General features: G+C 63.5%; 19 protein-coding genes. 6 read left to right on the forward strand and 13 right to left on the reverse strand.

The features are described from left to right. The first annotated feature begins 5 nt into the window (after positions 1-5). On the forward strand, positions 6-1,049 hold the full coding sequence (gene ada / locus SIL87_RS15835) for a bifunctional DNA-binding transcriptional regulator/O6-methylguanine-DNA methyltransferase Ada (RefSeq protein WP_319615093.1): 1,044 nt from the start codon (positions 6-8) through the stop codon (positions 1,047-1,049). Between the two features lie 13 nt (positions 1,050-1,062). On the opposite strand, the gene SIL87_RS15840 is transcribed toward ada, so the two are convergent. Next, on the reverse strand, positions 1,063-1,689 hold the full coding sequence (locus SIL87_RS15840; protein WP_319615094.1) for a CHAP domain-containing protein: 627 nt from the start codon (positions 1,687-1,689) through the stop codon (positions 1,063-1,065). Between the two features lie 610 nt (positions 1,690-2,299). Beyond that, positions 2,300-2,650 (reverse strand): RidA family protein, encoded by a 351-nt coding sequence (locus tag SIL87_RS15845; protein WP_319615095.1) that lies wholly within the window; start codon positions 2,648-2,650, stop codon positions 2,300-2,302. A 136-nt stretch (positions 2,651-2,786) separates the two neighbouring features. On the opposite strand from SIL87_RS15845, the gene radC reads away from it, so the two are divergent. From radC to SIL87_RS15860, 3 genes are read left to right on the forward strand one after another with little or no spacing between them, the layout of a single operon-like run. Continuing rightward, positions 2,787-3,617, forward strand: a complete 831-nt coding sequence (gene radC, locus SIL87_RS15850; RefSeq protein ID WP_319615096.1) for a RadC family protein — start codon at positions 2,787-2,789, stop codon at positions 3,615-3,617. Beyond that, the gene (locus SIL87_RS15855; protein ID WP_319615097.1) at positions 3,614-5,161 is read left to right on the forward strand and encodes a YifB family Mg chelatase-like AAA ATPase; all 1,548 of its coding nucleotides are present in this window, start codon (positions 3,614-3,616) and stop codon (positions 5,159-5,161) included. Before radC ends, SIL87_RS15855 begins: the two co-directional genes overlap by 4 nt. A 58-nt stretch (positions 5,162-5,219) precedes the next feature. Then, complete coding sequence (locus SIL87_RS15860; protein WP_319615098.1) at positions 5,220-5,498, forward strand: hypothetical protein; 279 nt, start codon at positions 5,220-5,222, stop codon at positions 5,496-5,498. Between the two features lie 37 nt (positions 5,499-5,535). Here the strand turns inward: SIL87_RS15860 and SIL87_RS15865 are convergent, their stop codons facing one another. The 8 genes from SIL87_RS15865 to SIL87_RS15900 are packed head-to-tail and all read right to left on the reverse strand — an operon-like array spanning position 5,536 to position 10,980. Next, a complete protein-coding gene (locus tag SIL87_RS15865; RefSeq protein ID WP_319615099.1) occupies positions 5,536-5,667 on the reverse strand; it encodes a DUF1674 domain-containing protein in 132 nt (43 codons plus the stop codon). After that, positions 5,664-6,416: a c-type cytochrome biogenesis protein CcmI gene (gene ccmI, locus SIL87_RS15870; protein ID WP_319615101.1), complete on the reverse strand. Its 753-nt coding sequence runs from the start codon at positions 6,414-6,416 to the stop codon at positions 5,664-5,666. The genes SIL87_RS15865 and ccmI overlap by 4 nt, the downstream gene beginning before the upstream one ends. Continuing rightward, positions 6,413-6,877 carry a cytochrome c-type biogenesis protein gene (locus tag SIL87_RS15875; RefSeq protein WP_319615103.1) on the reverse strand — a complete coding sequence of 155 codons (465 nt, stop codon included), beginning with the start codon at positions 6,875-6,877 and terminating at the stop codon, positions 6,413-6,415. Before SIL87_RS15875 ends, ccmI begins: the two co-directional genes overlap by 4 nt. A 10-nt stretch (positions 6,878-6,887) precedes the next feature. Further along, positions 6,888-7,448 (reverse strand): DsbE family thiol:disulfide interchange protein, encoded by a 561-nt coding sequence (locus SIL87_RS15880; protein WP_319615104.1) that lies wholly within the window; start codon positions 7,446-7,448, stop codon positions 6,888-6,890. 9 nt (positions 7,449-7,457) lie between these two features. After that, positions 7,458-9,431 (reverse strand): heme lyase CcmF/NrfE family subunit, encoded by a 1,974-nt coding sequence (locus SIL87_RS15885; RefSeq protein WP_319615105.1) that lies wholly within the window; start codon positions 9,429-9,431, stop codon positions 7,458-7,460. Between the two features lie 21 nt (positions 9,432-9,452). After that, positions 9,453-9,974 carry a cytochrome c maturation protein CcmE gene (gene ccmE, locus SIL87_RS15890; RefSeq protein WP_319615106.1) on the reverse strand — a complete coding sequence of 174 codons (522 nt, stop codon included), beginning with the start codon at positions 9,972-9,974 and terminating at the stop codon, positions 9,453-9,455. Beyond that, on the reverse strand, positions 9,971-10,183 hold the full coding sequence (ccmD, locus tag SIL87_RS15895; protein ID WP_319615107.1) for a heme exporter protein CcmD: 213 nt from the start codon (positions 10,181-10,183) through the stop codon (positions 9,971-9,973). Before ccmD ends, ccmE begins: the two co-directional genes overlap by 4 nt. Beyond that, positions 10,180-10,980 carry a heme ABC transporter permease gene (locus SIL87_RS15900; protein WP_405055239.1) on the reverse strand — a complete coding sequence of 267 codons (801 nt, stop codon included), beginning with the start codon at positions 10,978-10,980 and terminating at the stop codon, positions 10,180-10,182. Before SIL87_RS15900 ends, ccmD begins: the two co-directional genes overlap by 4 nt. 155 nt (positions 10,981-11,135) lie before the next feature. Here SIL87_RS15900 and SIL87_RS15905 point away from each other — a divergent pair, with 155 nt between their 5' ends. Together SIL87_RS15905 and SIL87_RS15910 are read left to right on the forward strand one after the other, a co-directional pair. Further along, positions 11,136-11,429, forward strand: coding sequence for a YciI family protein (locus tag SIL87_RS15905; RefSeq protein ID WP_319615109.1), 294 nt, complete (start codon positions 11,136-11,138; stop codon positions 11,427-11,429). Continuing rightward, positions 11,426-11,887, forward strand: coding sequence for an EVE domain-containing protein (locus SIL87_RS15910; RefSeq protein ID WP_319615110.1), 462 nt, complete (start codon positions 11,426-11,428; stop codon positions 11,885-11,887). The genes SIL87_RS15905 and SIL87_RS15910 overlap by 4 nt, the downstream gene beginning before the upstream one ends. A gap of 100 nt (positions 11,888-11,987) precedes the next feature. Here SIL87_RS15910 and SIL87_RS15915 read toward each other — a convergent pair whose 3' ends face one another. From SIL87_RS15915 to SIL87_RS15925, 3 genes are all read right to left on the reverse strand, one after another. Then, positions 11,988-12,194: a cold-shock protein gene (locus tag SIL87_RS15915; RefSeq protein WP_029313577.1), complete on the reverse strand. Its 207-nt coding sequence runs from the start codon at positions 12,192-12,194 to the stop codon at positions 11,988-11,990. 234 nt (positions 12,195-12,428) lie between these two features. After that, complete coding sequence (gene clpS / locus SIL87_RS15920; RefSeq protein WP_319615111.1) at positions 12,429-12,749, reverse strand: ATP-dependent Clp protease adapter ClpS; 321 nt, start codon at positions 12,747-12,749, stop codon at positions 12,429-12,431. A 245-nt stretch (positions 12,750-12,994) separates the two neighbouring features. Beyond that, a complete protein-coding gene (locus tag SIL87_RS15925; RefSeq protein ID WP_319615112.1) occupies positions 12,995-13,528 on the reverse strand; it encodes a phasin family protein in 534 nt (177 codons plus the stop codon). Between the last annotated feature and the right edge of the window lie 145 nt (positions 13,529-13,673).

The raw sequence follows: 13,673 nt of genomic DNA on the forward strand, positions 1-13,673 counted from the left end.
CAGGCGTGGACGAGGTCAGATGGGTGCAGGTGCAAAGGCGGGATAGCGCGGCGGACGGCATGTTCTGGTATTCGGTCGCCACCACCGGTGTCTATTGCCGCCCATCCTGCCCCTCGCGCCCGGCGCGGCGCGAACATGTCGCCTTTCACACGAGCGTGGCGGCTGCGGAAGCAGCGGGGTTTCGGGCATGTCTGAGGTGCAACCCCGCCGGCGCCTCGCCGATCGAGGCGAATATCGCGCTCGTCGCAGCGGCGTGCCGCACCATCGAGCAGGCGGAAACACCGCCGTCACTGGCGGTTCTGGCGGCCGAGGCGAAGTTGAGTCCCACCTATTTCCACCGCGTCTTCTCCAGCATCGTTGGAATTACCCCGAAAGCGTATATCGATGCGCAGCGTGCCGCACGGGTGCGGGCCGCGCTGGATAAAGGCTGTGGCGTGACCGAGGCCATCTACCGCGCGGGCTTCAACTCCGGCAGCCGGTTCTACGCAAAATCAACCGCTGCCCTGGGGATGACGCCATCGCGCTTCCGTGCGCGCGGTGCGCAGGAAACCCTTCGTTTCGCGGTGGCCGATTGCGCCCTCGGCTCGGTTCTGGTCGCAGCGAGTGCGGTCGGCGTTGCCGCGATCCTGCTCGGCGACGATCCTGAGGCGCTCGTGCGCGATCTGCAGCAGAGATTCGCTCAGGCCGAGTTGATCGGGGGCGATCCCGGGTTCGAAGCCATGGTCGCGAAGGTGATTGGGTTGATCGCGGCCCCGGCGCAAAGGCACGACCTGCCACTCGACATCAGAGGAACCGCGTTTCAACACGCCGTCTGGCAGGCATTACAGCGGATTCCGCCCGGACAGACCGCAACCTATGCCGACATTGCCGCCGCAGTCGGTCGTCCCCGCGCAATACGGGCGGTGGCAGGGGCCTGCGCCGCAAATCCGCTGGCCGTCGCCGTTCCGTGCCATCGTGTCATCAGGCAGGACGGAACAATGTCCGGCTACCGCTGGGGCGTCGAGCGCAAACGGCGTTTACTCACCCGTGAAGCCGAAACCAAAGCCTGATCGGCCTTTCCGCTCAGCGCAGCGTACGATCGGGAGCGATCAGACGAATTTTGGTGACCGGCGGCGCTGCGGCGACTTCGGTGCTCCCGGCATTATGGGCATAGATCATACCGGCACCGGGATGCTGATCGTAAATGAAGCCGTATGTCGGATAGGTCGCACCGAACTGTCCACCGCCGATGGACACCTGCACTTCGGACCAGTTATTATTCGGCGAAACATCGATCACCGGCACATTGCGGGTGACCGAGTCCGGCACCCAGTTGGCCTGATCGACCAGGATTTCACGGCTGTTGATGACACGGCTGACCACCGCGACATGCCCGAGCGGAATTCGCGAACTCGAACGGAAATTGAGCACGGCGCCTGGTTCGGGCCGCTCACCACGCTGATAGCGCCCGGCCGCCTCCGCCCACCAGAGAAACGCATCGCCGGTCAGGTCGATATGCGAAACATCGCGCGCGTAAGGCACGCACCATAGGTAATCGGCCCGCCGGATGAAGCGGTGAGGAACGTAATGATGCTCGATATAACCATGCCGATAGTCCGGACGACGCACCGCGATCCGCCGGTATACCGCATGGGTCTCGACCGGTCGATGAAAAATCTCATGCCGAACCGCGACATGACGAACCGGCACATGATGAACCGCGCGATGAACGATGGGTGCCCGGTGAATGACCCGATGGGCGGTTAACGCCCGGTCATGATAAACGATCTTATGAGCAGCTGCAGCATGGCGCAGGGTTGGATGCAGTTTCCGATGCTGCGTGGATGCATGGCTGATCTGTGAAAAACCTAAAACGGCGGTGAGGCATCCCAAAATCTGGACAGTTATCTTGGTTTTTTTACCGCTCAACCGCATGTCTCGTTCACCTTCAAATCCGCCGACACCAAGTTCATACGCAGCAAAACATAAATTAAACAACCACCTACCCCGTAACGTTCCGGCTTCGCTTTACTAAACCAACTCATTCAGTGAAGCGTGAAACACAACCGAAGCCATCGCGTTTGCGCATTACCGATACGGGGGCAATGCAGGACTTGCAACCCTTGGATTTGGCAAAAATGTCACGAAACAGAAAATTTTTCGCCGGCACCCAAGCGCCGGCATCGTTTTATGATCAATTTCCTAAAACTTTATTAAGGAAACCAAACATAAGCCGCCGATAAACTATCCCTCTCGTAATGAGCGGACGGAGGCCGATTCGCCCGGCCAGAGACCGGAATCCGGTCCCCGACGATGCAGGCTATCGGCAGGCGGTGATCATGATTTCGACGAGATATCGCGGATCGGCCAGTTTCGCCTCCACACAGGCACGCGCCGGCGCACCGCCTTCCGGCAGCCAAGCCGACCACACCTCGTTCATTGCAGCGCGATCGTCGATCGATTTGAGCCAGATCTGGGCCTGCAGCAGGCGCGTATTGTCGGTGCCATGGTCTTCGAGAAGCGCGTCGATCTGCGCCAGCACATCGCGTGTCTGGGCCGCGACATCGCCCGAAAGATCGGTCGCCACGACGCCCTGAGTGTAAATAAACCCGTGATATTCGACGACTTTGGCAAGAACCTGGTTCGCTTCGGTACGGATGATCCGGCTCATTGTGGTCTCCCTGATTGAATGAGGCGGTTCTATCGGTGGCCGGCCCCGAAGTCCAACCACCGCGCGAAATGAGGCTGGACAAACGGCCGGGCCTCTTGGTAACCTACAACCTAAACGCGATATTTTTCAGAAAGGTATGGCGCGATTGTGGGAGAAACTGCTACGCGGCCTGCGCCCCACCCCGATACCGGATTTTCCGGATGCCCCGGCACGCCCGGCCCGGCGGGGCATGGCCGAACACGCCACGTTCGATGCCGCCACACCCCAGACGGACGTGCCGTTCGCCACCACCGGCCCCGGCGGCCATCGCGGCCGGATGCGCGAAAGGCTGCTGGAGCGCGGGGCCGACGGATTGGCCGACTACGAATTGCTGGAAATGCTGCTGTTTCTCGCCTTCAAAAAGGGCGACACCAAGCCGCTCGCCAAAAAGCTGATCAACCAGTTCGGCTCCTACGCCGCCGTGCTGACCGCCCCGGCCGACGCGCTGTTCGCGCAGGAGGGGATCGGCGTCCACAGCGTCGCCGCGATCAAACTGATCCACGCCTCCGCGCTGCGCCTCGCGCAAACCGAACTCGCCGCCATGCCGGTGCTGAACAACTGGGACCGGCTCATCGACTACCTCACCATCGCCATGGCGCGCGAGACCATCGAGCAGTTCCGCGTCCTCTATCTCGACAACCGCAACCGCCTGATCGCCAACGAAATCGCCTCGCGCGGCACGATCAACCACACCCAGGTCTACGTGCGCGAGCTGGTCAAGCGGACGCTCGAAACCCACGCGACCGCGCTCATCCTGGTACACAACCACCCCAGCGGCGACCCCTCCCCCTCGCGGGAGGACATCGAAATGACTCGTGAAGTCCAGCGCGCGATCGCCCTGCTCGACGTGACGCTGCACGACCACATCATCATCGGCAAAGGGGCATGGCTCAGTTTCCGGCGTGAAGGGCTGCTGAAGGCCGCATGAGCATCGCCCGGGTCCAGACGTTTTCGTTCTCCGGGATCGACGCCCTCCCCGTCGAGGTCCAGGTGCAGATCGCCCCGGGCCTGCCGCTCTTCCTGATCGTCGGACTGGCCGACAAAGCCGTGGGCGAATCGCGCGAGCGGGTGCGCGCCGCCCTCACCGCCATGGGTCTCGCCCTGCCGCCCAAGCGCATCCTGGTCAACCTCGCCCCGGCCGATCTGCTCAAGGAGGGCAGCCATTTCGACCTGCCGATCGCGCTGGGCGTCCTGACCGCGATGGACATCCTCCCCGCCGAAGAAATGGCGCTGTTCGCCGCCCTGGGCGAATTGTCGCTCGATGGCAGGCTGGCCCCGGTCGCCGGCATACTCCCGGCGGCCATCGCGGCCGGCGCGCGCGATCTCGGCCTGATCTGCCCGCAATCCCAGGGCGCCGAAGCGAGCTGGGCCGGCGAGATCGGCGTACTGGCCCCGCCCGATCTCCTGACCCTGATCAACCATTTCAAGGGCGACGCCGTGCTGGCATCCCCCGCGCGCGGCCCGATCGAGACCGGGCCGAACGGTCCGGACATGGCCGATATCCGCGGCATGACCGTCGCACGCCGCGCCGCGGAAATCGCCGCGGCGGGCGGGCACAACCTGTTGATGATCGGCCCGCCCGGCGGCGGCAAGTCGATGCTGGCGGCGCGCATCCCCGGCCTGCTGCCCGATCTGAGTCCGCGCGAGGCCCTGGAAGTCAGCATGATCCACAGTGTGGCGGGGATGCTGCATGAAGGGCGTCTGGTCACACGTCCGCCGTTCCGCGAACCGCATCACTCGGCGAGCATGGCGGCGATCGCAGGGGGCGGCAACCGCGCGAAGCCCGGCGAAATCTCGCTCGCGCATCGGGGCGTGCTGTTCCTCGATGAGTTCCCCGAATTCCCCCGCGCCGCCCTCGAAGCCCTGCGCCAGCCGCTGGAATCCGGGCGCACCACCGTCGCCCGCGCGGCGGCGCATGTCACCTACCCCGCCCGGTTCCAACTGATCGCGGCAATGAACCCCTGCCGCTGCGGCTATCTGTTCGACCCCGCCCGCGCCTGCGGTCGCGCCCCTCGCTGCGGCGAGGACTACCAGGGCAAAATCAGCGGCCCGCTGATGGACCGCATCGACATCGTCATCGAAATGAGCCCGGTAACCCCGGCCGAGTTGCTCCACGCCCCGATCGGCGAGACCACCGCACTCATCGCATCGCGCATCGCCACCGCCCGGGCCGCCCAGCGCGAGCGCTATGGCGATGCCGCCGCCAACAACGCCGAAGCGCCGGGCGACATGATCGAACTGCTGCCCGACGCCAAAGGCTTCGTCGAGCACGCAGCGGAAAAACTGCGGCTGTCCGCGCGCGGCTTTACCCGAATTCTGCGGGTGGCGCGCAGCATCGCCGATCTTGCGGGCGCCGATTCCGTCCGTCGAGCCGACATCGCCGAAGCCCTCGCCTACCGCCACCGCGTTCCCGGCCGCAACCCGCTCACGCAACCCCCGATCAAACTGGTCGCCTCCCGCGATTCCGGTTGAACTCTTCGCTGCGCCGCGTCATTTACCATCCATGACAAAACGCGCAGCACTCCCGTGGATGAACCCGACATACGGCTTCAACCTGATGTGGCAGACTACCAGAATGACGATGGACGCCCAGGCGGTCATCGCCATGCGCCTCGTCAAGATCGCGGCGGGTGGTGCGGCGGGTCAGGCCGAAGCGAATTTGATGATCAGCGAAAAGATGCGCGCCCTCGGTGAAAGCCACGCCATCGCGCTACGCGCCATCGGCAGCGCGGATGGTGGTGCCGCACGGATCACCAAACTGTATCAACGCAAGCTTGCCGCGAACCGCAGACGGTTGAGCAAAATCTAAACGAGGTCCTGAACAGCGCAGGCCGAAACATCCCGCCTTAAAAGTCGGTGCAGCGGCCGTTGCGTTCCCAATCGCCGTACCGTGTCGGCTCGGGCCCTTTCGGTCCGCCGATTTCCTTCGGCATGGGTTTCGGCGGGGGCGGCGGCGGATCTTTCGGTTTCTCGCTCATGGTGTCGATGTGGCCCCGCCCGGCGTCGCCGGCAAGGTCACGGCGGCCTCACGCAGCCGCTGCTCGGCAAGCGAGCGCCACGGCGCATTGGCCGGTGCCTTGGCAAGCGCCTGATGGAACAATTGCGCGGCCCCGGGCGTCACATGTCCTGCCGCCTCGGTTTCCGCCTCGGCGGTTTCGGCGGCCAGAGTCGCATTGAACTTCATGCTGAGCGCGACGTTCCACGCCTTCGCCGCCTCGGCCAGCTTGTGCTGACTGACCAGCGCCTGCCCGAGCAGGAGATAGCCCTGCCGCGCGCGCGGCGAATTGGGCGGAATTTCGGCGAGTTTACGCTGCAAGGCAGCGATCAGCGCATCGTCCTTGGAATCCGCCTCATGCACCGCCTTCATCACCGCCGAATGCGGCTCGGAGGGGATGAACGGCATATCGAACGGCACGAACAAAGCCAGCGCGGCAATCGGCACGGCCACCAACGTCACGATCAACAGCCCGCGCGCACTCCGATTGGCCTCCGGTTCGGGAATCGCATCCGCCGCCAGCAGGCGCCGCTGCACTTCGAGCCGCGCCCCCTGGAACTCGGATTCCGGCAACCGGCCGTCGGCCCGATCCCGTTCGATCTCATCGAGTTGCGCCCGATGCAGCGCCACCGCCGTCTCGCGCCGGTAACGCACCGTGCCGCGCCGCGCCCAGACATAGCCGATCGGCGCCACGGCAAGCAGCGCAAGCAGCGCCATCCAAAGCCAGATCACGAAAGAAGTTCCTTCAGACGGTCACGCTCGTCAGGCGAAAGAGAAGCCGGCTCGGCCTGCTTGCGGCGCCGCGCGAAAAACAGCACCACCAGCCCCAGCACCAGCGCGATCGCCGGCGAGAACCAGAGCAAAAACGTCAGCGGGATCAACGGCGGCTTGAGCAGAACGAAAATCCCGTAGCGATGCACCATGAAATCGATGATCTGCTTGTTGGTCTCGCCCCGCACCACCCGGCGCCGGATGATGCCGCGAAACTGCTTGGCCAGCCCGGCCGCCGAATTCTCGACGGTCTCGTTCTGGCAGACCAGACAGCGCAGCTTATCCCCGATCACCTCGGCGCGTTTCTCCTGCGGCAGCGTCAGAACCACGCCATCCCGCTTGATCGTGGTCGGCGTATCGGCGGCAGCGATACCGAAGGCCAGCCCAAGGCCGACGGCGCATAAAATCAGCAGGCGTTTCATCGGCGCGACTTCATGTGAGTTGTTGCAGGGCCGGCTTGAGCTGATCCTCGATGATCTCGGGAAACAGCGGTCCGGCGGTATGCCAGCGCACCTCGCCCCCCGGTGCGATCAGGAAGCTCTCCGGCACGCCATAGACCCCCCAGTTGATCGCGACCCGCCCGGAACGATCGCTGGCCAACCGGCGATAGGGGTTGCCGTATTTCGCAAGGTACAAATCCAGCGCCGCCGCCTTGTCCTGATAGGCAATCCCCCAGATATCGAGACCGGCCTTCGCGATCGCATCGAGATACGGGGCCTCACCCGCGCATGGCACGCACCATGAGGCGAAAAAATTCACCAGCAACGGGCGCGGCTGCGTCATCACCGCCGCCTGATCGAACCCTTTATGGCCATCGACTCCCGGCAGGGTGAATGCGGGAACCTTGCGCCCGACCAGAGGGTTGTTGAACGCCTGCGGGTTATAGGTCCCCTTGCCCATGCGTTCGAGCAACGCAAAAAACCCCACGCCCCCGACCGCGACAGTAGCGAGCGGAATACCGAACAACAGGCGGCGGGAGAGCTTGGCGTCCATGCAACCGGCTCAGACCGTCGCCGAACCGGCGGGCTTGCGCGCCTTGGCCCGGGCCGGTGCACCGATCCGGAAGCGACGATCGCTCAACGATATCGCCCCGCCCAGCGCCATGATAAACCCACCGATCCAGATTTCCGGCGCGAACGGATGAACATTGAAGCGGAATTCGCCCCCGCCGCTGTTATCCTCACCGGCAAAGGTCGCGAACATGTTCCGCACCCCGTTGGTCTGGATCGCCGCCGCCACGGTCTTGACCTTTTCGGCGGTAAAGAACCGCCGCTCCGGATGCATCATCGTCACCAGCTTGCCATGGCGCGTCACCTTGATGGTGGCGAGCCGCGCGGTGTAATTCGGGCCGGACGCCGGAACGATCGATTCGAGTTTCCAGTTGAACCCACCGAGATCGACCGACTGGCCCGGATGCAGCACCGTCACGGTATGCACCCGCAGCGTCATCCCCGCGATGCCGAGCACCACCACCCCGAACCCGAGATGCCCGAGCGCCGCACCGATCGAAGCACGCGGAATCGTGGTCAGCCGCGAGATCGATTGCCGCAACGGCACCCGGAACAACCGCACCCGCTCACCGAGGTCGATGAACGCGCCGATGATCACCCAGGTCGCGCCCGCCAGCCCGAGAGCCGCGATGAAATGGCTCTTGAACATGAAATAACCGAACACGATCAGCGCGGCGACCGCGCCGTACCACAGCTTCGCCAGCGCCGGCCCGATCGCGCCGCGCTTCCACGGCAGCATCGGCCCCACCGCCATCGCCAGGATCAACGGCGCCACCAGCGGCAGCACCGCCTGGTCATAAAAGGGCGCACCCACCGAAAGCTGCATGCCCAGCGCCAGATCCACGAACGGCGGATACATCGTGCCGGTGAACACTACGGCGGCGATGATGCACAGGAACACGTTGTTCAAAATCAACGCCCCCTCGCGCGAAACCGGCGCGAACATCCCGGTCGCTGTCAGCACCGGCGCGCGGATCGCGAACAGAAGAAGCGACCCACCGATCGTCAGCGCCAGCAGCACAAGAATAAACAGCCCCTGATTAGGCGAAGCCGCAAAAGCATGCACTGAGTTCAGCAGGCCCGATCGCACCAGAAACGTGCCGCACAGGCTGAGCGAGAAGGTCGCGATGGCGAGCAGCACGCTCCATGTCTTCAAAGCCTCGCGCTTCTCGACCACGATGGCCGAATGGATCAGCGCGGTGCCGGTCAGCCAGGGCAGCAGCGCGACGTTCTCCACCGGGTCCCAGAACCAGAACCCGCCCCAGCCGAGCGTATAATAGGACCACAGCGAACCGAAACAGATCCCGCAGGTCAGGAACACCCATGAAACCAGCGTCCACGGCCGCACCCACCGCCCCCAGGCGGCATCGACCCGACCTTCGATCAACGCGGCCACCGCAAAGGCAAAAGCGATCGAGAATCCGACATAACCGGTATAGAGAATTGGCGGATGCACCGCGAGCCCCGGGTCCTGCAGAATCGGATTGACCCCCGCTCCATGCAGCGGCGGCGGCCAGATCCGGCGGAACGGATCGGACACGGCAATGGTGAACAACAGGAACCCGCCGGACACCAGCCCGAGCACGCCCAGCACCCGCGAGCGCAGGCTTGACGGAATATTATTGCCGAACACTCCCACCGTCGCCCCGCACAGCGACAAAATCAGGCACCACAACAGCATCGAGCCGTCATGATTGCCCCAGGTTCCGGTGATCCGGTAAAACAGCGGCGTCGTGCTCGACGAGAACTCAGCGACATTGCGCACAGTGAAATCCGAGACCACGCCCGACCACACCAGCGCCGCGAACGAGGCCGCGAGCATCAGGAACTGCCCGATCGCCAGAGCCGGCGCGGTCCGCAACACCAGCCGGTCGCGCAGCATCGGCCCGAACAGCCCGATGATCGCCTGTGCGATCGCCAGCGCCAGCGCCAGCGCCAGCGCGAAATGACCGAGTGAGGGTATCATGCCGTATGCCTCATCCAACCCTCAATCATTCGCGTCGGCCTCGATGGTACGGGGCGATTTATCATCCCAGGTGGCGGCATTCGGCGGCGGCCCGAATTTGGGATTCCATTTGCCGGCCTTGCGCAGCGCCTGTTCGACATCGGCCGGCATATAGCTCGCCCCGTGCTTGGCAAGGACCGTGCTGGCATCGAAACTGGCATCGCCTTTGGTCATCGCGCCAATGGTCACCACGCCCTGCCCCTGCCGGAACAGCCCGGGCAATACGCCGGTATAAACCACCGGAATCGATGCCTGACCGTCGGTGATGCGGAATGTCGTATAGGGCCTGCCGTCCCGCGTACCCATCACTACGGTATTGGCCTGCACCACGCCGCCGAGGCGAAACACCATGCCCGGCGCCGGATGCTTGGCGAGTACCTCGTTGGGGGACAAAAAGAACGACAGGCTGGACCGGAACGCCACCAGCATCAACGCCGTGGCGCTACACACCCCGATCCCGCACGCTGCGACAAGGTACAAACGGCGCTTCTTACGACTCATCATGATGTGGCCCTCCGCCGTGACCGGGGTTCGATCGCCGCCAGCCGGCGCCGCGCACCACGATAGCGCAGCAGCGAGGTCAGCGCGAGACCGCCCAGAACCAGCACCGCTGCGCCGTAGCTGCCGGCAACGAACGGCATGACGTGATGCAGGATGTTGGATTTATCGACCAGCGGCACGAAATTGGCCGGAACCGAACTCGTCGCGGTCATTGCGCCGGCCCCTGTTCGGCCTGGGCGAGCAACAGGCTCCGGGTGCGATTTTCCATGATGAAACTCGAAATCTGACTCAAACTCATCGTCACGAACGCAAGATAGAACCCGATCGTGCTGACGATCAGCGGATACAGCATCGTGACGTAAATTTTCGACGGGCCGGTGACCGATATGGAATTGCCCTGATGCAGCGTGTTCCACCAATAGACGCTGAACACGATGATCGGCAGATTGACCGCGCCGACCAGCCCGAGAATCGCCGCCGCCCGATATCCGTGTTGCGGATTATCGAAGGCGCGGATCAACGCCATGTGCCCAAGGTAGAGAAACAGCAATATCAGCACCGATGTCAGGCGCGCATCCCACACCCAGTAAGTTCCCCATTCCGGCCGCCCCCAGAGCGAGCCCGAAATCAGGCACAGCGCGGTGAACCCGGCCCCGATCGGGCCGATCTCGCGCGCCGCGATATCCGCCAGCGGATGCCGCCACACGATCGACAGCAGCGAACAGATCGCGAGCGCCGCATAGCCGTTCATCGCCACCCAGGCCGAGGGAATATGAACATACATGATGCGCGAGGCGATGCCCTGCTGCCAGTCCGCCGGCGCATAGAAAAATCCCCACACCAGCCCGGCCACCGTCGTCACGAACGCGAGGATCGCAAGCCACGGCAAAATCGGGCGGACCAGCCGCTGAAACCGCCCCGGATTGGCAAAACGATGCAGCCACGCGCCCGCTTTCGATTGCGGGACGCCGATCGGGGTCGCTGTGACCTGCCCGGTGTAATCCGGCATTCCTGTCCGTTCCATGCATCAAGGTTTAATACGAAATCAGCGTTTTGCCATCCCCCCTGCATTTCCCGGAGGCAGCAATACCGTTCACATCTTGGCGTTGATATATATCATGCAATCACGGCACATGCCGATCACTGCAATAAATCGAGGACTCCATGCAATTCATTCTGATCGCCCACGACCGCCCAGCCTCGCTCACCCTGCGCAAACAGGTGCGCCCCGACCACCTCGCCTATCTGACCGCGATCGCCGCCAGCATCGTCTTCGGCGGCCCGATGCTCGACGAACAGGGCAATCCCTGCGGCTCCATGATCGTCTACGAAGCCGCCGACCGCGCCGCCGCCGAAGCCCTGATCGCCGCCGATCCCTACACCACCGCCGGCCTGTTCGGCAGCACCACCCTCAACCCGTTCCGCACCGTGGTCCGCGACGGGGTCGTGACCGCATGAACTACTGGCTGGTCAAATCCGAGCCGGACGCGTTCTCCTGGGCGCAGCAGGTCGCCAACGGCGTCGAACCCTGGACCGGCGTGCGCAACCACATGGCCAAAAACAACCTCAAAGCCATGAAATGCGGCGATCGCGCCTTCTTCTACCACTCCAATATCGGTCGGGAGATCGTCGGCATCGTCGAAGTGGTGCGCGAAGCCTATCCCGATCCGAGTGCGGAAACTCCGGGCGCCGCGCCCGATGCGAAACCGGCGGGGTGGGTTGCGGTCGACATGCGCGCCCTCGCCCCGTTGCCCCATCCGGTCGGTCTCGCCGCCATCAAGGCCGATCCCGCCCTCGCCGGCATGGCGCTGATCCGTCTCTCGCGCCTCTCGGTCTGCCCGGTCAGCGCGGAGCACTGGGCCCATATCTGCGCCCTCGGCGGCTTCAAGGAACGCGGCAAGTCCCGAAAACCCTAGAAATAGCGCACCCGATGCTCCGGGAAAACCCGGCCAGAATTCCGGACAAAAAAAAGCGCCGCACGAGGCGACGCTTTTTCAGTAACCTGTTCGGACCGGATTAGGCGGCCTTGAGGTTCTCAGCGGACATCTTGCCCTGCTGGCCACGCTGAACTTCGTACTGGACCTTTTGGCCCTCGTTCAGACGACCGAGACCCGAGCGTTCGACGGCCGAAATATGCACGAACACATCTTTCGAACCATCATCGGGCTGAATGAAACCGTAGCCCTTGGTCGCATTGAACCACTTAACCGTACCTGTCGACATAACAACTCTCCAACTTAACCAACTAACGGCGACCCACACTGTGTGAGCCAGGAAACTCTTCAACGAGGGAAGGTGTCGAATGCGACGGATCGCACAGAGGCACGCAGCAACCCGGACCGAAAAAAAGCGCCGTACCAAATCCTATAGGCGTATTCCGGTGCCATGACCAGTGCCCCGCGCGCATGCCGCAACCAAAGGTTTTGCCGCTGCGCGCAAGGCTCGATCGTCCCCGCGTCAGGCCAGTTCCATCATGCACTGAAGCGGGTGCTGGTTTTCCCGCGCCAGATCCATCACCTGCGTCATCTTGGTCTCCGCGATCTCGTAGGTGAACACCCCGCATTCGCCGACACCGCGGCGATGGATATGCACCGTGATCTGCGAGGCCTCGTCCCGGCTCTTGCCGAAAAACCGCTCCAGCACATGAACCACGAACTCCATCGGGGTATAATCGTCGTTCAGCATCAATACCTTGTACATCGGGGGCCGCTTCGGCTTCACCCGCGTATCGGCATCGAGCCCGTGACCCGCATCATCCCAACGCTGAAAATCACTCATGGTCGTTCATTCCTATCGCCTGGCCCCGCACCCGGTCGGCACGGTCGCGAAAGCGTCGTAGTCCTGCAAGGCAGGGACGTCACGGGCCGATCCCGCAACCCATCCTCGCGCTTAATAGTTAAGACCCTCAAAACAAATTGCCGGAAATCGGCGACCGACCGCGAAAACATCAACGGGCGAACCGCACCGGCCCGCCCGCTGATGACATCATCGTGATCGGCAAGTGCGCGATCCGCTAGCCCGGCTCAGAGCGCCGCGCCGAACTTTTCGACCGCCAGCGTCATCCGCGCGGTCAGCGGCGCAATGACCTTCTCGGTCAGCTTCATCGACTCGTCGGTCATCCGCCCGGTCTCGGCCATCGCCTTCTCCATCATGGTCCGCGCGAAGCCCGACTGCAGATCGACCGCCTCCTTGACCGACTTGACCCCGGCAATCGCCTTGGTCATCGCCACGGTCTCCTCGACCGATGCCTGCGTGGTGGCGGCGATGTGCTTGGAAAGCCCCTGCAGGCCGCTGGTGAAAATCTGGCTCGCCTTCATGAAGGCTTCCATGTTGCCCTGGGTGAAGGCCATCATCTCTTCGCTGGTCTTCATCGCCTTGGCCATGGTTTCCTTCATCTTGATCTGCTGGGTCTCGAAGCCCTTGGCCGCATTGGCCATGCCATCCTTCATCGAGGCCATCGTGGTCTCGAAACCGGCGGTCGCCTTGGCCTTGCCTTCGTTCATCAAATCGGCAGCGCCGGCCTCGATGCTCTCGATCGTCTTGGGTTTGGTGGTCATGGTGATCTGTCCTTTCCTTCGGTTGCTGGTCCCGCCTGCCCGTTCAGGGCAGAGCAGCCGGCGCGTCCGTTGCGAAAGTGCAAACACGACCGCCGTAGAATGGGTTGACGCACTGCGATATACCGCATCGCAACATCGTCGTTCT

The sequence above is a fragment of the Acidiphilium acidophilum genome (genome assembly GCF_033842475.1).
GTDB lineage: Bacteria > Pseudomonadota > Alphaproteobacteria > Acetobacterales > Acetobacteraceae > Acidiphilium > Acidiphilium acidophilum.

Coding starts and splice junctions, on each gene's coding strand:
- SIL87_RS15845 (WP_319615095.1), bottom strand. CDS start 2,650: ATGAGCCGGATCATCCGTACCGAAGCGAACCAGGTTCTTGCCAAAGTC.
- radC (WP_319615096.1), top strand. CDS start 2,787: ATGGCGCGATTGTGGGAGAAACTGCTACGCGGCCTGCGCCCCACCCCG.
- SIL87_RS15855 (WP_319615097.1), top strand. CDS start 3,614: ATGAGCATCGCCCGGGTCCAGACGTTTTCGTTCTCCGGGATCGACGCC.
- SIL87_RS15860 (WP_319615098.1), top strand. CDS start 5,220: ATGAACCCGACATACGGCTTCAACCTGATGTGGCAGACTACCAGAATG.
- SIL87_RS15865 (WP_319615099.1), bottom strand. CDS start 5,667: ATGAGCGAGAAACCGAAAGATCCGCCGCCGCCCCCGCCGAAACCCATG.
- SIL87_RS15875 (WP_319615103.1), bottom strand. CDS start 6,877: ATGAAACGCCTGCTGATTTTATGCGCCGTCGGCCTTGGGCTGGCCTTC.
- SIL87_RS15880 (WP_319615104.1), bottom strand. CDS start 7,448: ATGGACGCCAAGCTCTCCCGCCGCCTGTTGTTCGGTATTCCGCTCGCT.
- SIL87_RS15885 (WP_319615105.1), bottom strand. CDS start 9,431: ATGATACCCTCACTCGGTCATTTCGCGCTGGCGCTGGCGCTGGCGCTG.
- ccmE (WP_319615106.1), bottom strand. CDS start 9,974: ATGATGAGTCGTAAGAAGCGCCGTTTGTACCTTGTCGCAGCGTGCGGG.
- ccmD (WP_319615107.1), bottom strand. CDS start 10,183: ATGACCGCGACGAGTTCGGTTCCGGCCAATTTCGTGCCGCTGGTCGAT.
- SIL87_RS15900 (WP_405055239.1), bottom strand. CDS start 10,980: ATGCCGGATTACACCGGGCAGGTCACAGCGACCCCGATCGGCGTCCCG.
- SIL87_RS15905 (WP_319615109.1), top strand. CDS start 11,136: ATGCAATTCATTCTGATCGCCCACGACCGCCCAGCCTCGCTCACCCTG.
- SIL87_RS15910 (WP_319615110.1), top strand. CDS start 11,426: ATGAACTACTGGCTGGTCAAATCCGAGCCGGACGCGTTCTCCTGGGCG.
- SIL87_RS15915 (WP_029313577.1), bottom strand. CDS start 12,194: ATGTCGACAGGTACGGTTAAGTGGTTCAATGCGACCAAGGGCTACGGT.
- clpS (WP_319615111.1), bottom strand. CDS start 12,749: ATGAGTGATTTTCAGCGTTGGGATGATGCGGGTCACGGGCTCGATGCC.
- SIL87_RS15925 (WP_319615112.1), bottom strand. CDS start 13,528: ATGACCACCAAACCCAAGACGATCGAGAGCATCGAGGCCGGCGCTGCC.